Below are 20,563 nucleotides of genomic sequence, written 5' to 3'. Positions count from 1 at the left end.
TTAACGACAATGATAAAAAAACTCGATGTTGTTGCCGCCATCATTGAACGCGACGGCAAAATTCTGCTGGCCCAGCGCCCAGCTCATGCGGATCAAGCCGGTTTATGGGAGTTTGCCGGCGGTAAAGTCGAACCCGGCGAAACCCAGCCGCAGGCGCTTATCCGCGAGCTACGCGAAGAGTTAGGGATTGACGCCACGCCCGGCGTCTATATCGCCAGTCATCAACGCGACGTGTCTGGCCGACGAATTCATTTGCACGCCTGGCATGTGCCTGCGTTTAACGGTCTGATACGTGCGCTGGAACATCAGGCATTAGCCTGGTGTACGCCGGAAGAGGCGCTGGAGTACCCCCTCGCCCCGGCGGATATTCCGCTATTGCAGGCGTTTATGGCTTTACGCGACGCCAGACTAACGGATTCGTGCTGATGGTTTTTTCGTCACGCTGGCACTGGAGCAAGACGCCTTCCACTTTTATTACCGCGCCTTCGGAGTAATTCTGATCCTGGTAAACGCAGCACTGAATGCAGGGCTGGGACGACTGACCGCGCGTGCTGAAAACTTCCGGCGGGACATTCACCTGAATATCAGGACGACTGTTCTGGTTTGCCAGCCCGACCATTGGCATTATCGCCATCACGGCGACCACGAGGCTTCGGCACATAGGATTTCCTTATTTTTCTAAGTATATTCTCAGTATAACGGTAAGCCGCCGTGAAAACTTTAATCCTCTTTTGTCATCGCTTTTAGTTATGACCCTCGCCCCGTTATGAATTTACTTAGCAGCGTCATTTTTTTCTTGCTTACCGTCACATTGCTGATGGTATAGTCGAAAACTGCAAATACATATTCTGATAAAACGCAAATACAACCACATTAATATATAAGAGGTTTTTATATCTATGGATCAGACATGTTCTCTGGAATCGTTCCTCAACCATGTACAAAAGCGCGACCCGCATCAAACCGAGTTCGCGCAAGCCGTCCGTGAAGTCATGACCACCCTGTGGCCGTTTCTTGAACAAAACCCCCGTTACCGCCACATGTCTTTACTGGAACGTTTGGTTGAACCAGAGCGCGTAATTCAGTTTCGCGTAGTGTGGCTGGACGACAAAAACCAGGTGCAGGTAAATCGCGCCTGGCGCGTGCAGTTCAACTCTGCTATTGGCCCCTATAAAGGCGGTATGCGCTTTCATCCTTCGGTAAACCTTTCCATCCTTAAGTTCCTCGGCTTTGAGCAAACCTTTAAAAATGCCCTCACCACGTTGCCGATGGGCGGCGGTAAAGGCGGCAGCGATTTCGATCCGAAAGGGAAAAGCGAAGGCGAAGTGATGCGTTTCTGCCAGGCGCTGATGACTGAACTGTATCGCCATTTAGGGCCGGATACCGACGTGCCTGCCGGGGATATCGGCGTGGGCGGGCGCGAAGTGGGCTTTATGGCGGGAATGATGCGCAAGCTTTCCAATAACAGCGCCTGCGTCTTCACCGGCAAAGGCCTTTCCTTCGGCGGCAGCCTGATTCGTCCGGAGGCGACGGGCTATGGCCTGGTCTACTTCACCGAAGCGATGCTTAAACGTCATGGTCTCGGTTTCGAAGGGATGCGCGTCGCCGTGTCCGGTTCCGGCAACGTAGCGCAATACGCCATTGAGAAAGCGATGGCCTTTGGCGCGCGCGTGGTTACCGCGTCGGATTCGAGCGGGACGGTGGTCGATGAAAGTGGCTTCACGCCAGAGAAGCTGGCGCGTCTGTGTGAAATTAAAGCCAGCCGTGACGGTCGCGTCGCTGACTACGCCCGTGAGTTTGGCTTAACCTATCTGGAAGGCCAGCAGCCCTGGAGCGTACCGGTGGATATCGCCCTGCCATGCGCGACGCAGAACGAACTGGACGTTGACGCCGCGCGCGTACTGATTGCCAATGGCGTAAAAGCCGTGGCGGAAGGGGCAAATATGCCAACCACGATTGAAGCGACCGATCTCTTCCTTGAGGCAGGCGTACTGTTTGCGCCGGGTAAAGCCGCCAACGCGGGCGGCGTGGCGACATCAGGTCTGGAAATGGCGCAGAACGCCGCGCGGTTGAGCTGGAAAGCCGAGAAAGTGGACGCCCGTCTGCATCACATTATGCTGGATATCCACCACGCCTGTGTCGAGTACGGCGGCGACAATAAGCATACCAACTACGTTCAGGGCGCCAACATCGCCGGTTTCGTGAAAGTCGCCGACGCCATGCTGGCGCAGGGCGTCATTTAATCCCGTCGTCAGGCCAGATAGCTTTACGCTTATTCGGTCTGACGGCCTGTCTCCTCAGCAGGCGGGCTTTTTTTGCCCGCTCGCTTACGCGGCGCGCTCTTTTTCTTTTCTCCGCCGCCTGGCGCGACTATCCCTCTGAAGCGCTTCACCGGCGTGCGCTTAGCCTGCTCGATCAGCTGATATAACGTGCCGACCAGCGGTTGCATAAAATCCTGGTAACGGCACTGCTTTTCGCTGATTTGCGTCAAAACAGATTCCCAGTGCGCGGTCATATCTGGACGGGCCGCCATTTCCGGCAGCGAATGTATTAACGCTTTGCCAGCATCGGTAGAATGAATGTAGCGCCCTTTTTTGGTCAGAAAGCTACGTTTGAACAGCAGTTCGATAATCCCGGCGCGCGTGGCTTCCGTCCCCAGCCCATCGGTCGCGCGCAGGATCTTTTTCAGATCTTTATCCTGCACGAAGCGGGCAATTCCGGTCATCGCGGAAAGCAATGTCGCATCGGTGAAATGACGCGGCGGCTGGGTTTGGCGCTCGACCACTTCCCCCTTTTCACACAGCAACTCATCACCTTTGGCGACAACCGGCAGCGGCGTACCGTCGTTTTCCTCGTCGCGCTCTTTACTGCCCAATAACGTCCGCCAACCGGCCTCCGCCAGAAAACGCGCTTTGGCGACAAATTTTCCTTTGGCGATTTCCAGTTCAATAACGCATTTACGAAACACCGCGTCCGGGCAGAACTGCATCAGATACTGACGCGCAATCAGGGTGTACACTTTCGCTTCGTTTTCCGTCAGATGGACAGAAGAACTGCGCGCCGTCGGGATAATCGCGTGGTGCGCATCCACTTTTTTGTCATCCCAGCAGCGATTGCGCGTATCAGGATTAACCACAGACTGCGGCAGTAAATCCGGGGCGTGGACGCTAATCGCGTTCATGACCGCCTGCCGTCCGGCAAAGTGTTCTTCCGGCAGATAACGGCAGTCGGAACGCGGATAGGTAATCAGTTTGTGGGTTTCATATAGCTTCTGACAAATATCAAGCACGTTTTGCGCGCTCAGGCCAAAGCGTTTAGCGGCTTCAATCTGTAGCGTCGAGAGCGAAAACGGCAGCGGCGCGGATTCTGATTCCCGTTTATCATTATAACTGGTTACCAGCGCGGGCTGACCGTTGATTCGGTTCACTACATGCTCAGCCAGCGGACGATGAAGCAAGCGCCCCTCTTCATCCTGATAAGGTTCGCACGCCTCGCTCGGCTGCCAGATAGCGGTAAAACGCTCGTCGGCAGGCGTAACGATGTGCGCCTTCACTTCAAAGAAGTCTTTGGCGACGAAGTTCTCAATCTCTTCGTCTCGCCGCACCACCAGCCCCAGTACCGGCGTCTGCACGCGTCCCACGGATAACACGCCCTGATAGCCGGCATTACGGCCCAGGATCGTGTAAGCGCGGGTCATATTAATGCCATACAGCCAGTCCGCTCGCGCTCGCGCCAGCGCGGAGACGCACAGCGGCACGAAGTCGCTGTTCGCTCGCAGCCTGTCAATAGCACGCTCGACCGCCTGCGGGTTAAGGTCGTTTATCAGACAACGCCGCACCTGCTGGCGCTTTTCGGCAGGAAGCTGGAGATAATCCAGCACTTCATCAACCAGAAGCTGCCCTTCGCGATCCGGGTCGCCGGCGTGAATAATTTCACCGGCTTGATGCAAAAAGCGCTTAATCACATTGAGCTGTTTGGTGACGGACGGACGAGGCTGAAGCTGCCATTTTTCCGGCACGATAGGCAGGTCAGCCAGATTCCAGCGCGCATAACGGCTGTCATACACATCCGGCTGCGCCTGTTCCAGCAAATGACCAATACACCAGGTGACGACCTGCCCATTTCCGCACTCAATAAAACCATCGCCTTTACGGTGCGGTTTTGGCAGCACATCCGCAATGGCGCGCCCCAGACTCGGTTTTTCGGCAATAAACAACCGCATCAGGTTAACGAATCTCAACCATAGCGCGACCGCCGCGGGCCTCGACCAGTTCGCCAATCGCGGTCAGATCGATACCAAATTCCGCCGCGGTGGCTTTAACATCGTCTTCGGCGTCCGGCGTTACCGCCAACAACAGACCGCCTGACGTTTGCGGATCGCACAGCAGGCTACGAACTTCACGCGACATGTCGCCCATCAAATGACCATAGCTGGCGAAGTTGCGCTCTGTGCCGCCCGGTACGGCGCCCAGAGCAATATACTCTTCCACGCCCGGCAGTTTAGGGATGTCCTGATAGCAAAGCAGCGCCTGCACGCCTGCGCCCTGGCACATCTCGCTCAGGTGCCCCAGCAGGCCAAAACCGGTAACGTCAGTCATAGCTTTTACGCCGTCGATATTGGCAAACGCCGCGCCAGCAACGTTCATCCGACACATGACTTCCGTCGCCAGCCCCTGATGTTCAGGTTTAAGCAGCGATTTTTTCTCGGCGGTGGTCAACACGCCAATCCCCAACGGTTTGGTCAGAAAGAGTTTGCATCCCGCCTGCGCGGTACTGTTTTTCTTCACCCGTTCGGTCGGCACTACGCCTGTGACCGCGAGACCAAAGATCGGCTCCGGGGCGTCAATCGAGTGTCCGCCCGCCAGCGCGATACCGGCCTGACGGCAGGCAAAACGCCCCCCCTCGGTCACTTCACGCGCAATATCGGGCGACAGGGTATTAATCGGCCAGCCAAGGATCGCGATCGCCATAATCGGTTTGCCGCCCATCGCAAAAATATCGCTGATGGCGTTTGTTGCCGCAATGCGGCCAAAATCAAACGGGTTGTCGACTATCGGCATAAAGAAGTCGGTGGTGCTGATAATACTGGTGCCATTACCCAGATCGTAAACCGCCGCATCATCGCGGGTTTCATTACCCACCAGCAGGTTCGGGTCGACGAACTTCGCCTGCTCGCTATGCAGGATAGTCTCCAGCACTTTAGGGGAAATTTTACAACCGCAACCAGCGCCGTGGCTGTATTGCGTTAAACGAATGGCTTGCTCGCTCATGGACATCTCCTGTCATTGCATTCGCGCTATGGTAGCGCTCATTCCCTGATGTGGTAAGTATCACTGTCTGAATTACCGCGCCTTTGCTCAGAATCCAGACAGTTTTATCCCTCAGCGTCAGAAATAACGCACAAACGGCGTGGGGTCGGGGGTACTGATCGTCGTTGACGCTTTGAGCTGCGGCGTGCCGAGATAGAGAAAACCAACAATTTTATCCTGAGGGCGGCACTCAAAGGCTTCCCGCACGATAGCGCTCTCCGTTAATGCACCGCTACGCCAGATACCATTAAACCCTTGCGCAATCGCCGCCATTTGCATCGCCATTACCGCACATCCGGCAGACATCTCCTGTTCCCACACCGGAACCTTATGGTTTTCTTCGCATTTCGCCACCACGGTAATGATCAGCGGCGCGCGAAACGGCGCATTACGCGCTTTTTCGATCGCTTTCTCATCGCCCCCGGCAGCGACAGCGCCTTGTTCAAGCACGGCGCTGAAGCGGTCGCGCCCCTCTCCTTCAATCACAAAAAAACGCCACGGCTGTAGAGATTTATGATCGGGAACACGCATTCCCGCCCGCAGAATGTTCTGTAATTGCTCTCCGACAGGCGCCGGTTCTGCGAGACGAGAGGCGCTACGACGGTTGACCAGCAGTTCTAGTGCATCCATTTGATTAACTCCAGTAATGATATTTATTCACAAAATTAACACGGGAGCGGATTTTGTTACAGCGCAGGCAGTGATTCCTGCTGACAACTGCCTGATGGGTCATTACGATAGCCACATCTTAATGCTTTATCCTCACCAAGGTATAAGCGTTGTTACTCAGATAGGGAGAATACATGCGAACCCTGTGGCGATTTATTGCCGGATTTTTTAAATGGACGTGGCGAGTGTTGAACCTCGTCCGTGAAATGGTACTCAACCTGTTCTTTATTTTTTTGGTTCTGGTGGGCGTTGGGATCTGGATGCAGATCGGTAACGGCAGCAACAGTGAGCAAACGGCGCGCGGCGCTTTGCTGCTGGATATTTCCGGCGTCATTGTGGATAAACCCTCCACCAATCACCGTCTGGGCGCGCTGGGACGCCAGTTATTTGGCGCCAGCTCCGACCGTCTGCAGGAAAACTCCCTGTTTGACATCGTCAACGCTATTCGTCAGGCGAAAGATGACCGTAACATCACGGGTATCGTTCTGGATCTGAAAAACTTCACCGGCGCCGATCAGCCGTCAATGCGCTATATCGGTAAAGCGCTGCGCGAATTCCGCGATAGCGGCAAACCGGTTTTCGCCGTGGGTGAAAACTACAGCCAGGGTCAGTATTACCTCGCCAGTTTCGCCAATAAAATTTGGCTTTCCCCACAGGGTCAGGTAGATCTTCACGGCTTCGCTACGAATGGCCTGTACTACAAAACGCTGCTGGATAAACTGAAAGTCTCTACCCACGTTTTCCGGGTCGGCACCTATAAATCCGCCGTCGAGCCGTTTATCCGCGACGATATGTCGCCCGCCGCCCGCGAGGCCGACAGCCGCTGGATAGGCGAACTGTGGCAGAACTACCTGCATACCGTTTCCGCCAATCGCCAGATTTCGCCGCAACAACTCTTCCCCGGCGCGCAGGCTATTATCGACGGGTTAACCAGCGTGGGCGGCGACACCGCCAAATATGCGCTCAACCATAAACTGGTGGACGCCCTCGCCTCCAGCGCAGATGTTGAAAAAGCGCTGACGAAGCAGTTTGGCTGGAGTAAAACCGAAAATAACTATCGCGCGATCAGCTATTACGATTATTCGCTGAAAACGCCTGCGGATACCGGCGGTACTATTGCGGTTATTTTCGCCAATGGCGCGATTATGGATGGCGAAGAAACGCCAGGGAATGTCGGCGGCGACACTACGGCATCGCAGATCCGCGACGCACGCCTTGATCCTAAAGTGAAAGCGATTGTGCTGCGCGTCAATAGCCCAGGCGGGAGCGTCAACGCCTCCGAAGTTATCCGCGCCGAACTGGCGGCGGCAAGAGCGGCTGGCAAACCGGTGGTGGTCTCAATGGGCGGTATGGCGGCCTCCGGCGGTTACTGGATCTCTACGCCGGCAAACTATATCGTGGCCAGCCCCAGCACGCTGACGGGTTCAATTGGCATCTTCGGCGTCATCAATACGGTAGAAAACAGCCTGTCGTCGATTGGCGTACACAGCGACGGCGTTTCCACCTCGCCACTGGCGGATATTTCGATGACCAAAGCGCTGTCACCGGAAGTGCAGCAGATGATGCAACTCAGTATTGAGTACGGCTACAAACGCTTTATCACACTGGTGGCAGACGCGCGTAAGCGTACGCCGGAGCAGATTGATAAAATCGCACAAGGCCATGTCTGGACCGGAGAAGACGCGAAAGCCAATGGTCTGGTGGACAGTCTCGGCGACTTTGACGACGCCGTCGCCAAAGCGGCGGAGCTGGCGAAACTGAAACAGTGGCATCTTGATTACTATCAGGACGAACCGACGGTCCTTGATATGGTCATGGACAGTATGACCGGATCAGTACGCGCCATGCTGCCGGAGGCCATTCAGGCGATGCTCCCGGCGCCGCTCGTTTCCGCCGCCAACACGGTGAAGGCCGAGGGGGATAAACTGGCGGCATTTAACGATCCGCAAAACCGTTATGCGTTCTGTTTGACTTGCGCGAACGTTCGCTAATGCTTCATCAATAGCCATACCGGATGGCGGCGTCTGCTCATAGCCGCCATCCGATAATCATTAATACGTCCTTCGCGACACGACTGAACATTATCATGCAAAAGAAATCAATTTACGTTGCCTATACCGGCGGTACTATCGGTATGCAGCGCTCAGATAAAGGGTATATCCCGGTGTCCGGGCACCTTCAGCGCCAGCTGGCGCTGATGCCGGAATTCCACCGCCCGGAGATGCCGGATTTTACCATCCATGAATATGCCCCGCTGATGGATTCATCAGATATGACGCCGGAAGACTGGCAGCATATCGCTGCAGATATCAAAGCGCACTACGATGAGTATGACGGTTTTGTTATTCTGCACGGCACCGACACGATGGCGTTTACCGCATCGGCGCTCTCTTTCATGCTGGAAAATCTGGGTAAACCGGTTATTGTGACAGGGTCACAAATTCCGCTGGCTGAGCTGCGTTCCGACGGGCAAATTAATTTGCTGAATGCGCTTTATGTCGCCGCCAACTACCCTATTAATGAAGTAACGCTGTTTTTTAATAATCGTCTGTTCCGCGGCAATCGCACGACCAAAGCCCATGCGGATGGTTTTGACGCTTTTGCCTCTCCTAATCTGCCGCCCTTGCTGGAAGCAGGAATTCACATTCGCCGTTTAAATACGCCTCCCGCGCCCTACGGTTCTGGTGAATTAATCGTTCACCCTATTACGCCGCAGCCGATAGGCGTAGTGACGATTTATCCGGGGATTTCCGCCGAGGTAGTACGTAACTTTCTGCGTCAGCCGGTAAAAGCGCTGATTCTGCGCTCTTATGGCGTAGGCAACGCGCCGCAAAATAAAGCGTTTTTACAGGAGCTGAAAGAGGCCAGTTCGCGTGGCATCGTGGTGGTTAACCTGACGCAATGCATGTCAGGGCGAGTCAATATGGGCGGGTACGCTACCGGTAATGCGCTGGCGCACGCTGGCGTGATTGGCGGTGCCGATATGACCGTCGAAGCCACCTTAACCAAACTGCATTATTTGTTAAGCCAGGGTCTGGACACTCAGGCGATTCGTAGCGCGATGGCGCAAAACTTGCGTGGTGAATTGACGCCGGATGATTAAAAAATCCCGACGACAAGGAGAAGATAATGACAAACCGGGCCTTATTACTGGTCGACTTGCAAAATGACTTTTGCGCCGGCGGCGCGCTGGCTGTAGCGGAAGGCGACAGCACCATCGACATCGCCAACGCTCTTATTGACTGGTGCCAGCCCCGGCAGATTCCGGTGCTGGCCAGCCAGGACTGGCATCCCGCGCAGCATGGCAGCTTCGCCAGCCAGCATCAGGCGGAACCCTATAGTCAGGGAAAGCTGGACGGGCTGCCGCAAACGCTCTGGCCGGATCACTGCGTTCAACATACCGACGGCGCGGCGTTACATCCCCTGCTTAACCAACATGCGATTGACGCCTGCATCTATAAGGGTGAAAACCCGCTGATTGATAGCTACAGCGCGTTTTTTGACAACGAACATCGGCAGAAAACTACCCTTGATACCTGGCTTCGCGAGCATGACGTTACCGAGCTTATCGTGATGGGGTTGGCGACCGATTACTGCGTAAAATTTACGGTGCTGGATGCGCTAGAGTTGGGCTATGCCGTTAACGTTATCACCGATGGCTGTCGCGGCGTGAATATTCACCCGCAGGATAGCGCACACGCGTTTATGGAGATGGCGGCAGCAGGCGCGACGCTGTATACGCTGGCAGACTGGGAAGAGACGCAGGGCCAGGCTGTCGCCAGGTAGCGGAGCAGGTATCGTATCCGGTCAATACATCACGCAACGGTGAGACCATTGCATAGATCTTTGGGCCGGATACGTCACGTCAGCGTCGCTACCAGGCAAAGCTCAACGCAGGCTGGAGAGCGCTTCTAACAAAACAGATTAAAAAGCGCGGGCTGGCTGGCGCAATGTTCTGGGAATAGGCCGCCGATGACAATAATCAGTTAGCGAAACAGCTGGCGGACTCGCTGGACATTAAGCGTTATTCGTAAAAATATGGCGGGCCTGTGTCTGGCAGCAATGAGCAGGCCCGGTAAGCACAACGCATTGGCAATGAAACCGCCGGATGGCGGCTACCTCTTATCCGGCTGCCGTTACTGCATTTTCAATGTCGCAATCGGCTTTGACGTAATACCGAAATCCGCTTTAAGCTGCTGCTTGCTTTTCATCACCATCTGACCGTGAGTATCGATCGTCATATGTTGCGCTTCGGTATTGTGCCGCGCCTGCCATAGCATCACCAGCTGTAGGCTGTTTTCTTTCTGTTCCGGCGTCAACGCCACGCCATCCGGCCATTTACCCAGCTCAACGGCGGTGGATAAACGTTGATACACTTCCGGCGTCATGCTGTTAATGATCTCATCAAGATTCATGATGTGTCCGCTCCTGTGGAATAATTTGCTGAATCGTTTTTTCAGCCTTTCAGTTGATCGCCGTTTTTCTCGTCAGAAAAGGCCAGCGAGGCCGAGTTAACGCAATAGCGCTCACCGGTTGGCTGCGGCCCGTCCGGGAAAACGTGTCCGAGATGCGCATCGCAGTTACCGCAACGAATTTCGACACGCTGCATGCCATGGGAAAAATCGTCTATGTAACGAATCGCCTCTTCGCTGACAGGCTGGTAAAAGCTAGGCCAGCCGCAGCCTGAATCGTATTTGGTGTGGGAGTGAAAAAGCGGCGTATCACAGACCAGGCAGTGATAAACCCCATCACGTTTATTATGTAGCAGGCGTCCGGTAAATGGCGGTTCTGTGCCACGATCCTGCGTCACATAGAATTGCATTTCGGACAATTTTTTCTTGAGTTCTTCTGCTGAAGGTTGGTTAGCCATTTGCTCACATCTCACTTTAAACGTGCTCACATTGCCTGACCGATTCTAACAAAACATTAACACCTCAGTACCAACTTTTGTTCTAAACTTGATCATTGCGAAATGGCGGCTCACGAATCGTGACTGATGTCACATTATTATCTCGGTTGCCCTTTAAAATTCGGGGCGGCGCCCCCATGTGGTTTCAAGCCGAAAGGAAGAGTGAGGCGAATCAGCCGCGCAAAGGTTGTGCAGAGGATTGATTTGTCGCAATGATTGACACGATTCCGCTTGACGCTGCGTAAGGTTTTTGTAATTTTACAGGCAACCTTTTATTCACTAACAAATAGCTGGTGGAATATATGACTATCAAAGTAGGTATCAACGGTTTTGGCCGTATCGGTCGCATTGTTTTCCGTGCTGCTCAGAAACGTTCTGACATCGAGATCGTTGCAATCAACGACCTGTTAGACGCAGAGTACATGGCATACATGCTGAAATATGACTCCACTCACGGCCGTTTCGACGGTACTGTTGAAGTGAAAGACGGTCATCTGATCGTTAACGGTAAAAAAATCCGTGTTACCGCTGAACGCGATCCGGCTAACCTGAAATGGGACGAAGTTGGTGTTGACGTAGTGGCTGAAGCTACCGGTATCTTCCTGACTGACGAAACCGCGCGTAAACACATCACCGCTGGCGCGAAAAAAGTGGTTCTGACGGGTCCGTCTAAAGACAACACCCCAATGTTTGTTAAAGGCGCTAACTTTGACAAATACGAAGGCCAGGACATCGTTTCCAACGCTTCCTGCACCACCAACTGCCTGGCACCGCTGGCTAAAGTTATCAACGACAACTTCGGCATCATCGAAGGTCTGATGACCACTGTTCACGCGACTACCGCAACCCAGAAAACCGTTGACGGCCCGTCTCACAAAGACTGGCGCGGCGGCCGCGGCGCATCTCAGAACATCATCCCGTCCTCTACTGGCGCTGCTAAAGCGGTAGGTAAAGTACTGCCTGAACTGAATGGCAAACTGACCGGTATGGCGTTCCGCGTTCCGACTCCGAACGTATCCGTTGTTGACCTGACCGTTCGTCTGGAAAAAGCGGCTACCTACGAGCAGATCAAAGCTGCTGTTAAAGCTGCTGCCGAAGGCGAAATGAAAGGCGTTCTGGGTTACACCGAAGACGACGTTGTATCTACCGATTTCAACGGCGAAGTATGCACTTCCGTGTTCGATGCTAAAGCAGGCATCGCGCTGAACGACAACTTCGTGAAACTGGTCTCCTGGTACGATAACGAAACCGGTTACTCCAACAAAGTACTGGACCTGATTGCTCACATCTCCAAATAAGTTGAGATGACACAGTCATTGGTAAGAGCGACTCAGGTCGCTCTTTTTTTTGCTTAAAGATATACCCGTCATACTTCAAGTTGCAGGTGTGTTGGCTATGCTTTCTCACCCGAATCACTGACGGAAGTCGAACTTATCGGGATGAATCAGGGATGTCCCTGGCCGTAGGTTACCTACGGTTGTTCAAATTCGTTCCCGATGAATTTGTCGTTCACTTGCCGCGTTACTCGGCCTGCGGCCCCGCCTCTACGGGCCAGCGCAAGCACTGGTCAAGGCACAAGCGCCTTGTCATGCAACTCGAATTATTTAGGGTTAAGAGGATTGCGTAATGATTAATAAAATTTTTGCCCTCCCGGTTATCGAACAGCTTACCCCTGTCCTTTCCCGTCGTCAGCTTGATGACCTGGATCTGATCGTCGTTGACCATCCGCAGGTTAAAGCCTCTTTTGCATTACAGGGCGCGCACCTTCTCTCCTGGAAACCCGTTGGCGAGGAAGAGGTATTATGGCTCAGTAATAATACGCCTTTCAAAACCGGCGTGGCGCTACGCGGCGGCGTACCGATCTGCTGGCCCTGGTTTGGACCTGCGGCTCAACAGGGTCTGCCGTCACACGGCTTTGCGCGTAATCTACCGTGGGCGCTAAAAGCGCATAATGAAGATGATAATGGCGTAATGCTGACATTTGAGCTGCAAAGCAGTGAGGCCACCCGGAAATACTGGCCGCACGATTTCACGCTGCTGGCACGTTTTAAAGTGGGCAAAACCTGTGAAATTGAACTGGAAGCGCATGGCGAGTTTGCAACCACATCCGCGCTCCACAGCTATTTTAACGTTGGCGACATCGCCAACGTTAAGGTCAGCGGACTCGGCGATCGGTTTATTGATAAAGTTAACGACGCTAAAGAAGATGTCCTGGCCGACGGTATACAAACCTTTCCGGACCGTACCGATCGCGTTTACCTCAATCCTGAAGCATGTAGCGTGATCCACGATGCGACATTAAACCGCACGATTGATGTGGTCCACCACCATCACCTTAACGTCGTAGGCTGGAACCCTGGCCCGGCGTTATCCGTCAGCATGGGCGACATGCCGGATGACGGCTATAAAACGTTTGTCTGCGTTGAAACGGTTTACGCTACTGCGCCGCAACAAGCCACAGAAGAAAAACCCTCTCGTCTGGCGCAGACTATCTGCGTCGCTAAACGCTAAAAGTGAATGGATAACGGCGTTGCTATAGACTCTGGAAGGCGTCAGCCGCCATCAGGCATGACTTGCCGGATGGCGGCGCTTACACATTTTATCCGGCGTCACACCATATCCAACGCGGTTTTCCCTTTTGGCGCAGGCCAGGCGTTGTCCAGTAAGGCAAGTTCGTTTGCTGACAAGGCGATCTCAAGCGCCGCCGCATTTTGCTTCACGTGTTCTGTACTTCCGGCTTTCGGGATCGCCATTACGCCCGGATGCGCAATCACCCACGTCAGTAAGATTTGCGCCGCCGTAGCGTTATGCGCTTGCGCAATTTCATTCACCACCGGATGATTCAGTAAACCGCTACGTAACCGGCCAGCCTGCGCCAGCGGGCTATAGGCCATCACTGGCATTCGCTGTTGTTGACACCACGGCAATAAATCATACTCAATACCGCGTGACGCCAGATGATAGAGCACCTGATTTGTCGCGCATTGCTGTCCCCCAGGGATGCGCCACAGCGCCTGCATATCGTCATAAGCAAGATTAGAGACTCCCCAACGGCGAATTTTCCCCTGCGCGATTAGCCGCTCCATACCTTCAACGGTCTCTTCGAATGAAAAGTTTCCGGCCCAGTGCAATAGATAGAGATCGAGATAATCTGTTTTCAGACGACGCAGGCTTTCCTCACAGGCGGCAACTATCTTCTGGCCGCCAGCGTTCCACGGGTACACTTTTGACACCAGAAATGCCTCATCGCGTCGCCCTGCCAGCGCCTCGCCCACGACCTTTTCCGCCCCGCCGTCGGCATACATTTCCGCCGTATCAATAAGGCGCAACCCCAAATCCAGCCCCGCACGCAGCGCCGAAACCTCGCGCTGACGTTGATCCGCGCGCTCGCCCATATACCATGTTCCCTGTCCGATGGCAGGAAGCGTCACCTGCCCGCAAAACGTTACGTTTTTCACTGATTTCATTTCCTTTTCAATGTCACTCGACGGTAAAACAATACAGGACTCTTAGACCCTACGGTAATGTCCGGCATCATACCGCGCAAGGGGGCGATTTTCTTGTCACTGACGAACGTCATCCGCAATCATGTCGACGATGCGGGTAATATGCGCGGCGGGTCGCTGATTCAGTAATAATTGACGCATCACATTCATATAGGGCGTCACATGTTGAAAGAACTCCAGATATCCTTTACAGAGATAATTTTGCCGTTCGCCGCCGTCCATGCAAATTCGATGTTTCGGACAACCGCCGTGACAGGCAAAGCGCCACGTACAGTTCTGGCAGCGTGAGGAAAGGTTTGCTTTAGCCGCGCCAAACTGCTGCTGAAAAGAAGAAGCCGCCATTTCTTCTAAAGAGTGTTGCTGCAGATTGCCCAGTTTATAGGCGGGAAAAACAAAATGGTCACAGCTAAACACGTCGCCATTCTGCTCCACCAGCAAACTTTGCCCGCAGGTCGACTGCATCGTACAAAGCGTGGCGGGCTCCCCCATCCAGACGCCAAGTAAGTTGTCAAAAAGCTGTACGAATATGCGTCCGACATCGTGACGTATCCATTGATCAAAAACATCGCACATAAAGGCGCCCCACCCTTCAGGCGTGACGGAAAAGGGCATCAGCGAAGGCGAATCCTCATTGTCAGATAACGTCAAAGAACGCTGCGTTTTTTGCGCGAGCGGCTCAACAATGGGAATAAATTGCAGGTGTTTACTTTCCAATTCCTGCGTCAAAAAATGATAAATAGCGTTGCCATGACGGCATGACACATCATTCACGACAGTGAGCGTGTTGAACTCGACATCATTTGCCTGCAGAAGGCGGATAGCATTAACGACACGGGAAAAAGACGCCCGCCCTGACGGCGTTTTCCGGTAATTATCATGAACGACTTGCGGCCCATCAATCGATATACCAATCAGGAACTGGTGCTGCGCAAAGAAAGCCGCCCATTCTTCATTGATTAATACGCCATTGGTTTGCAGACTGTTGTAAATAGTTTTGCCGTTGGCATAGCGTTGCTGCAAGCGCACCACTTTTTGGTAAAAAGAAAGACCGCATAGCGTCGGCTCTCCCCCCTGCCAACAAAACGAGACCTCTGAGGATGGCGTATCATCAATTACCCGGCGGATATACGTCTCCAGCACATCGTCAGACATGACGCGCTGGCCCCGGGGTTTATCAAGATAGAAACAGTACTTGCACGATAAGTTACACAGACTGCCGCTGGGCTTGGCTACGGTATTGAATACTATGCTCATTCGTCTTACTCGCTGTGAAGAATGGGTATAGCATAAGCGGGACGTGACAGGGCGATATCAGCCAGCATTGCAACAATTATTACGCTAATTGTTAGCGCAGTTGTAATCACCTGGATTTTTCATATAAAAGGCTAGTTTTTTAAATTGATGTAACAAAGTATAAATCACATAAGGCTGCGCCATACCCGGTCAACAGCGCATTTATGCAAGCCGCCATGTTCGCGTTTCAGACAGCACAAAGCCTGCATAACGCAGGCTTTGTCATGGTTTTTCTGGCAAATTCAATCAATCAGAATCTATAGGTCACGCCAGTAGAAAGGATACCGGTCCAGGATTTATCCACCATCGGGCTATCGGTAATTTCATCCGACAGACGGGTGTAGCGCGCAGTACCATATACGCTCCAGTTACCGGCGAAATTATAGTTAGCGCTCAGTTCAAGATACGGGTTCCAGCTATCGTTCGGGTTATAGCCGCGCAGGCCGCTACGCGAAGATTCTTTACGTGATACGCCGTAATAGTAATCGTTCTGGTTCTCGCTATTCCATTCAACCCCGATACCTGGCGTTAAGGTCAGCCCGCCATTGGTATACCGATAAAGCCAGGCCAGATCCCAGACAATACCGTTACTGTTATCCAACGTATCCCCTGCCAGTGAGGTACGCAGGAATCCATACTGGGTGTGATGCGCGTAAGAAACGCCCGCCATCATAGTACTTTTACGCCTGTCCAGACGACGCAACTGATGATCATCGCTGTCGCCCGGTTTGAAGTACATCGGGGACCAGTATGCCATGATTGACAACTTATCGGCATTGTCATTCCACAAGTAATACCCGCCGCCCAGACCACGGAACCAGAAGTTTTCGCTTTCATAAGCGATGACCGGTATCGGATAAACATCGCTATCGTAATCTTTATAAGGGTGTTCAACCACACCAACGCCTGCGCCCAACGTCAGGTTGCTTTCAGCGTGCGCAACGCTGGCGGATGTTGCAATAAACACGCCAAGAGCCAGAAGTTTAAGTTTGGTCACAATCCATAATTCCTTATTCAAATGTTCTGCGGCAAAAGTGTAACCGCCAATACCTGTAAGCCCAACTATTTTACACAATGTAACCGTTTAATATCACCATCACCGATTATTTTCAGATGATCGGCTGATGATCGTTATGTGACCGGGAACGCTTTTTCTGATATCCACCAGCCTTTTCTACCTGATGAGTTATTGATATGTCATCGAAATCCACTGACGCGTACAGGCAAGTTTTGCAAATGCCATCTACGCTTAATGTTAAGAAGGTGTATCACCGGACACGTTGATCTTCTGACCAATAAAATGGCATGAGAGTTGCTTTTTTTGCTTAGCAGAGACGGCGTTCAGTCTACCTCTTCCGGGAGCCTCTACTATTCATATGAACGGCTCTTAACATGTGCGAAAAAACGAAAGGATGGCATATCATGAATATATTCGATCACTATCGCCAGCGTTACGAAGCTGCCAAGGACGAAGAGTTCACACTGCAGGATTTTCTTACCATTTGTCGGCAAGATCGCAGTGCTTATGCCAACGCGGCAGAGCGGCTATTAATGGCTATCGGCGAGCCTAATATGGTCGACACTGCCCAGGAACCCCGACTTTCCCGACTCTTCTCCAACCGGGTTATTGCTCGCTATCCTGCGTTTGAAGAGTTTTACGGCATGGAAGACGCGATTGAACAGATTGTCTCTTATCTGAAACATGCGGCGCAAGGGCTGGAAGAGAAGAAGCAAATTCTCTATTTGCTGGGACCTGTGGGGGGTGGCAAATCATCGCTCGCTGAACGGCTGAAATCGCTAATGCAGCGCGTGCCAATTTATGTTTTAAGCGCCAACGGCGAGCGTAGTCCGGTCAACGATCATCCGTTATGCCTGTTTAATCCGCAGGAAGACGCGCAGATTCTGGAAAAAGAGTACGGTATTCCGCGCCGCTATCTCGGTACGATTATGTCCCCGTGGGCGGCCAAACGCCTGCATGAGTTTGGCGGCGATATTACTAAATTCCGCGTGGTGAAAGTCTGGCCCTCCATTCTGGAGCAGATTGCCATCGCCAAAACGGAACCCGGCGATGAAAACAACCAGGATATTTCGGCGCTGGTCGGCAAGGTGGATATTCGTAAACTCGAACATCACGCCCAGAACGATCCGGATGCGTATGGTTACTCTGGCGCGCTGTGCCGCGCTAACCAGGGGATCATGGAGTTCGTCGAGATGTTTAAAGCGCCTATTAAGGTGCTGCACCCCTTGCTGACCGCAACTCAGGAAGGTAACTACAATGGTACGGAAGGTATTTCTGCTCTGCCCTTTAATGGCATCATACTTGCCCACTCAAACGAATCTGAATGGGTGACTTTCCGTAACAATAAAAATAACGAAGCGTTCCTTGACCGTGTCTATATTGTGAAGGTGCCTTATTGCCTGCGAATCTCCGAAGAGATCAAAATCTACGAGAAACTACTTAATCATAGCGAGCTGACTCATGCGCCCTGCGCGCCGGGCACGTTGGAAACGCTTTCGCGTTTCTCGATCCTTTCCCGCCTGAAAGAGCCGGAAAATTCCAGTATTTACTCGAAAATGCGCGTTTATGACGGTGAAAGCCTGAAAGATACCGACCCCAAAGCCAAATCGTACCAGGAGTATCGCGACTATGCGGGCGTGGACGAAGGGATGAACGGTCTCTCCACCCGATTCGCCTTTAAGATCCTCTCCCGCGTATTCAACTTCGACCATGCGGAAGTGGCGGCAAACCCGGTACATCTGTTCTACGTTCTGGAACAACAAATCGAGCGTGAGCAGTTCCCGCAGGAGCAGGCTGAACGTTATCTGGAGTTCCTGAAAGGCTATCTGATCCCGAAATACGCCGAATTTATCGGCAAGGAGATCCAGACGGCCTATCTCGAATCTTATTCTGAGTACGGGCAAAACATTTTTGATCGTTACGTGACTTATGCGGATTTCTGGATTCAGGATCAGGAGTATCGCGACCCGGATACCGGTCAACTGTTCGATCGCGAGTCGCTGAACGCCGAACTGGAAAAAATTGAAAAACCAGCGGGTATCAGTAACCCGAAAGATTTCCGTAATGAGATAGTAAACTTTGTCCTGCGCGCCAGAGCCAACAATAGCGGCCGTAATCCAAACTGGACCAGTTACGAGAAGCTGCGCACGGTGATTGAGAAAAAAATGTTCTCTAATACTGAAGAGCTGTTGCCGGTCATTTCTTTTAACGCCAAAACGTCGACTGACGAGCAGAAAAAGCATGACGACTTTGTCGATCGGATGATGGAGAAAGGGTATACCCGTAAGCAGGTTCGTTTGCTGTGCGAGTGGTACCTGCGCGTGCGTAAATCGTCGTGATATTAATGCCCGGTGGCGCTTGCGCTTACCGGGCCTACAAAGTAATGTTCTGTAGACTGGCTAAGCGTTAGCGCTATCCGGCACTGACAGAACAGGCGCTCAGTTGGCAGTACGGGGGGCATATGACCTGGTTCATAGACCGACGTCTTAACGGCAAAAATAAAAGCACGGTGAATCGCCAGCGCTTTTTGCGTCGTTATAAAGCACAAATTAAGCAGTCGATTTCCGAAGCGATTAATAAACGCTCTGTGACCGATGTCGACAGCGGAGAGTCCGTCTCTATTCCAACCGATGATATTAGCGAACCGATGTTTCATCAGGGGCGCGGCGGTCTGCGCCATCGCGTCCATCCAGGTAACGATCACTTTATCCAGAATGATCGCATTGAGCGTCCGCAAGGTGGTGGCGGCGGCGGTTCCGGCAGCGGTCAAGGTCAGGCCAGCCAGGACGGCGAAGGCCAGGATGAGTTTGTTTTTCAGATTTCAAAAGATGAGTATCTGGATCTGCTCTTTGAAGATTTAGCGCTGCCTAATCTGAAAAAAAACCAGCATCGCCAGCTTAACGAGTATAAAACTCACCGCGCCGGTTTCACCTCAAACGGCGTACCGGCCAATATCAGCGTGGTACGTTCGCTACAAAACTCTCTGGCGCGCCGTACAGCAATGACGGCAGGAAAACGCCGCGAACTGCACGCCCTGGAAACGGAACTGGAGACCATCAGCCACAGCGAACCAGCGCAACTGCTTGAAGAGGAGCGGTTACGTCGGGAGATTGCCGAACTACGGGCTAAAATCGAGCGAGTGCCGTTTATCGACACTTTTGATTTACGCTATAAAAATTATGAAAAACGACCTGAGTCCTCCAGCCAGGCGGTGATGTTCTGTCTGATGGACGTCTCGGGTTCGATGGACCAGGCAACCAAAGATATGGCCAAGCGTTTTTACATTCTGCTTTATCTGTTTTTGAGCCGAACGTATAAGAACGTAGAAGTGGTTTATATCCGCCACCATACCCAGGCGAAGGAAGTGGATGAACATGAGTTCTTTTATTCGCAAGAGACCGGGGGGACGATTGTCTCCAGCGCGCTTAAACTCATGGACGAAGTAGTTAAAGAGCGCTACGACCCCGGTCAGTGGAACATCTATGCGGCGCAAGCGTCAGACGGTGATAACTGGGCCGACGATTCACCGCTGTGTCATGAGATTCTGGCGAAAAAGCTGCTGCCGGTAGTGCGCTATTACAGCTATATTGAGATTACCCGCCGCGCCCACCAGACCTTATGGCGCGAGTATGAACATCTGCAGGCGACGTTCGATAACTTCGCCATGCAGCATATTCGCGATCAGGAGGATATTTATCCGGTATTCCGCGAATTGTTTCAGAAACAGAGCGCCAATCAAAACGTATAAATAAATATCCTCCGGCATAGCCGGAGGTTTTTCTGATGCGCCTGTAAGGCTCTCTTACCAGCCGCGCCCTAACAGGCGCATACGATCTGACATTTGCATCAAACTTCGTTA

18 protein-coding genes are annotated in these 20,563 nt (G+C 52.7%); 9 read left to right on the top strand and 9 right to left on the bottom strand.

Features of this window, described 5'->3' with window-relative positions:
* Positions 1-9 precede the first annotated feature (9 nt).
* On the top strand, positions 10-426 hold the full coding sequence (locus ACLJZ5_RS00090; protein ID WP_000592136.1) for a pyrimidine (deoxy)nucleoside triphosphate diphosphatase: 417 nt from the start codon (positions 10-12) through the stop codon (positions 424-426).
* Here the strand turns inward: ACLJZ5_RS00090 and ACLJZ5_RS00085 are convergent.
* Positions 386-661, bottom strand: coding sequence for a YnjH family protein (locus ACLJZ5_RS00085; protein ID WP_000336847.1), 276 nt, complete (start codon positions 659-661; stop codon positions 386-388). The genes ACLJZ5_RS00090 and ACLJZ5_RS00085 overlap by 41 nt on opposite strands.
* Before the next feature lie 238 nt (positions 662-899).
* On the opposite strand from ACLJZ5_RS00085, the gene gdhA reads away from it, so the two are divergent.
* Positions 900-2,243, top strand: a complete 1,344-nt coding sequence (gene gdhA, locus ACLJZ5_RS00080; protein WP_000372865.1) for an NADP-specific glutamate dehydrogenase — start codon at positions 900-902, stop codon at positions 2,241-2,243.
* A gap of 29 nt (positions 2,244-2,272) precedes the next feature.
* On the opposite strand, the gene topB is transcribed toward gdhA, so the two are convergent.
* The 3 genes from topB to ACLJZ5_RS00065 form a co-directional block, all read right to left on the bottom strand.
* The gene (gene topB, locus ACLJZ5_RS00075) at positions 2,273-4,222 is read right to left on the bottom strand and encodes a DNA topoisomerase III (RefSeq protein ID WP_024797455.1); all 1,950 of its coding nucleotides are present in this window, start codon (positions 4,220-4,222) and stop codon (positions 2,273-2,275) included.
* Positions 4,223-4,226: 4 nt separating this feature from the next.
* Complete coding sequence (gene selD / locus ACLJZ5_RS00070; RefSeq protein ID WP_001294900.1) at positions 4,227-5,270, bottom strand: selenide, water dikinase SelD; 1,044 nt, start codon at positions 5,268-5,270, stop codon at positions 4,227-4,229.
* Positions 5,271-5,387: 117 nt separating this feature from the next.
* Positions 5,388-5,939, bottom strand: coding sequence for an NAD(P)H nitroreductase (locus tag ACLJZ5_RS00065; RefSeq protein ID WP_000339313.1), 552 nt, complete (start codon positions 5,937-5,939; stop codon positions 5,388-5,390).
* Positions 5,940-6,112: 173 nt separating this feature from the next.
* On the opposite strand from ACLJZ5_RS00065, the gene sppA reads away from it, so the two are divergent.
* The 3 genes from sppA to pncA all read left to right on the top strand — a co-directional run bounded on the left by sppA (position 6,113) and on the right by pncA (position 9,764).
* The gene (gene sppA, locus ACLJZ5_RS00060) at positions 6,113-7,969 is read left to right on the top strand and encodes a signal peptide peptidase SppA (RefSeq protein WP_024797454.1); all 1,857 of its coding nucleotides are present in this window, start codon (positions 6,113-6,115) and stop codon (positions 7,967-7,969) included.
* A gap of 95 nt (positions 7,970-8,064) precedes the next feature.
* Positions 8,065-9,081 carry an asparaginase gene (gene ansA / locus ACLJZ5_RS00055; RefSeq protein ID WP_001170134.1) on the top strand — a complete coding sequence of 339 codons (1,017 nt, stop codon included), beginning with the start codon at positions 8,065-8,067 and terminating at the stop codon, positions 9,079-9,081.
* Between the two features lie 26 nt (positions 9,082-9,107).
* Positions 9,108-9,764, top strand: coding sequence for a bifunctional nicotinamidase/pyrazinamidase (gene pncA, locus ACLJZ5_RS00050; protein ID WP_000184707.1), 657 nt, complete (start codon positions 9,108-9,110; stop codon positions 9,762-9,764).
* Between the two features lie 350 nt (positions 9,765-10,114).
* Here the strand turns inward: pncA and ACLJZ5_RS00045 are convergent, their stop codons facing one another.
* Together ACLJZ5_RS00045 and msrB are read right to left on the bottom strand one after the other, a co-directional pair.
* Positions 10,115-10,393, bottom strand: coding sequence for a YeaC family protein (locus ACLJZ5_RS00045; protein WP_001046864.1), 279 nt, complete (start codon positions 10,391-10,393; stop codon positions 10,115-10,117).
* A gap of 41 nt (positions 10,394-10,434) precedes the next feature.
* On the bottom strand, positions 10,435-10,848 hold the full coding sequence (gene msrB / locus ACLJZ5_RS00040) for a peptide-methionine (R)-S-oxide reductase MsrB (protein WP_001519539.1): 414 nt from the start codon (positions 10,846-10,848) through the stop codon (positions 10,435-10,437).
* Between the two features lie 341 nt (positions 10,849-11,189).
* Between msrB and gapA the strand changes: the two genes are divergently transcribed.
* Positions 11,190-12,185, top strand: a complete 996-nt coding sequence (gapA, locus tag ACLJZ5_RS00035) for a glyceraldehyde-3-phosphate dehydrogenase (RefSeq protein ID WP_000153505.1) — start codon at positions 11,190-11,192, stop codon at positions 12,183-12,185.
* 328 nt (positions 12,186-12,513) lie between these two features.
* Positions 12,514-13,398: a D-hexose-6-phosphate mutarotase gene (locus tag ACLJZ5_RS00030; RefSeq protein WP_000608657.1), complete on the top strand. Its 885-nt coding sequence runs from the start codon at positions 12,514-12,516 to the stop codon at positions 13,396-13,398.
* Positions 13,399-13,496: 98 nt separating this feature from the next.
* On the opposite strand, the gene ACLJZ5_RS00025 is transcribed toward ACLJZ5_RS00030, so the two are convergent.
* From ACLJZ5_RS00025 to ACLJZ5_RS00015, 3 genes are all read right to left on the bottom strand, one after another.
* A complete protein-coding gene (locus ACLJZ5_RS00025; protein ID WP_000843744.1) occupies positions 13,497-14,354 on the bottom strand; it encodes an aldo/keto reductase in 858 nt (285 codons plus the stop codon).
* 96 nt (positions 14,355-14,450) lie between these two features.
* Entirely contained in the window at positions 14,451-15,647 is a 1,197-nt protein-coding gene (locus tag ACLJZ5_RS00020; RefSeq protein ID WP_000029250.1) for an anaerobic sulfatase maturase, read from the bottom strand.
* 289 nt (positions 15,648-15,936) lie between these two features.
* Positions 15,937-16,683 carry a MipA/OmpV family protein gene (locus tag ACLJZ5_RS00015; protein WP_000163762.1) on the bottom strand — a complete coding sequence of 249 codons (747 nt, stop codon included), beginning with the start codon at positions 16,681-16,683 and terminating at the stop codon, positions 15,937-15,939.
* A 425-nt stretch (positions 16,684-17,108) separates the two neighbouring features.
* Between ACLJZ5_RS00015 and yeaG the strand changes: the two genes are divergently transcribed.
* Positions 17,109-19,043, top strand: coding sequence for a protein kinase YeaG (gene yeaG / locus ACLJZ5_RS00010; protein ID WP_023179719.1), 1,935 nt, complete (start codon positions 17,109-17,111; stop codon positions 19,041-19,043).
* A gap of 122 nt (positions 19,044-19,165) precedes the next feature.
* The gene (locus ACLJZ5_RS00005; protein ID WP_024797453.1) at positions 19,166-20,452 is read left to right on the top strand and encodes a YeaH/YhbH family protein; all 1,287 of its coding nucleotides are present in this window, start codon (positions 19,166-19,168) and stop codon (positions 20,450-20,452) included.
* The last annotated feature ends 111 nt before the right edge of the window (positions 20,453-20,563 follow it).

Origin of the sequence: Salmonella sp. 5800 (assembly GCF_046558195.1) — a bacterium.
GTDB classification, from domain to species: domain Bacteria; phylum Pseudomonadota; class Gammaproteobacteria; order Enterobacterales; family Enterobacteriaceae; genus Salmonella; species Salmonella enterica.
This window is presented reverse-complemented; position numbering and strand designations above follow the sequence as displayed.

Bases quoted from the DNA above. Each gene is read 5' to 3' on its own strand.
- msrB (WP_001519539.1), bottom strand. From the start codon at position 10,848: ATGGCTAACCAACCTTCAGCAGAAGAACTCAAGAAAAAATTGTCCGAA.
- ACLJZ5_RS00090 (WP_000592136.1), top strand. From the start codon at position 10: ATGATAAAAAAACTCGATGTTGTTGCCGCCATCATTGAACGCGACGGC.
- sppA (WP_024797454.1), top strand. From the start codon at position 6,113: ATGCGAACCCTGTGGCGATTTATTGCCGGATTTTTTAAATGGACGTGG.
- ACLJZ5_RS00045 (WP_001046864.1), bottom strand. From the start codon at position 10,393: ATGAATCTTGATGAGATCATTAACAGCATGACGCCGGAAGTGTATCAA.
- ACLJZ5_RS00085 (WP_000336847.1), bottom strand. From the start codon at position 661: ATGTGCCGAAGCCTCGTGGTCGCCGTGATGGCGATAATGCCAATGGTC.
- gdhA (WP_000372865.1), top strand. From the start codon at position 900: ATGGATCAGACATGTTCTCTGGAATCGTTCCTCAACCATGTACAAAAG.
- ansA (WP_001170134.1), top strand. From the start codon at position 8,065: ATGCAAAAGAAATCAATTTACGTTGCCTATACCGGCGGTACTATCGGT.
- yeaG (WP_023179719.1), top strand. From the start codon at position 17,109: ATGAATATATTCGATCACTATCGCCAGCGTTACGAAGCTGCCAAGGAC.
- ACLJZ5_RS00030 (WP_000608657.1), top strand. From the start codon at position 12,514: ATGATTAATAAAATTTTTGCCCTCCCGGTTATCGAACAGCTTACCCCT.
- ACLJZ5_RS00020 (WP_000029250.1), bottom strand. From the start codon at position 15,647: ATGAGCATAGTATTCAATACCGTAGCCAAGCCCAGCGGCAGTCTGTGT.
- pncA (WP_000184707.1), top strand. From the start codon at position 9,108: ATGACAAACCGGGCCTTATTACTGGTCGACTTGCAAAATGACTTTTGC.
- ACLJZ5_RS00065 (WP_000339313.1), bottom strand. From the start codon at position 5,939: ATGGATGCACTAGAACTGCTGGTCAACCGTCGTAGCGCCTCTCGTCTC.
- ACLJZ5_RS00025 (WP_000843744.1), bottom strand. From the start codon at position 14,354: ATGAAATCAGTGAAAAACGTAACGTTTTGCGGGCAGGTGACGCTTCCT.
- gapA (WP_000153505.1), top strand. From the start codon at position 11,190: ATGACTATCAAAGTAGGTATCAACGGTTTTGGCCGTATCGGTCGCATT.
- topB (WP_024797455.1), bottom strand. From the start codon at position 4,222: ATGCGGTTGTTTATTGCCGAAAAACCGAGTCTGGGGCGCGCCATTGCG.
- ACLJZ5_RS00005 (WP_024797453.1), top strand. From the start codon at position 19,166: ATGACCTGGTTCATAGACCGACGTCTTAACGGCAAAAATAAAAGCACG.
- selD (WP_001294900.1), bottom strand. From the start codon at position 5,270: ATGAGCGAGCAAGCCATTCGTTTAACGCAATACAGCCACGGCGCTGGT.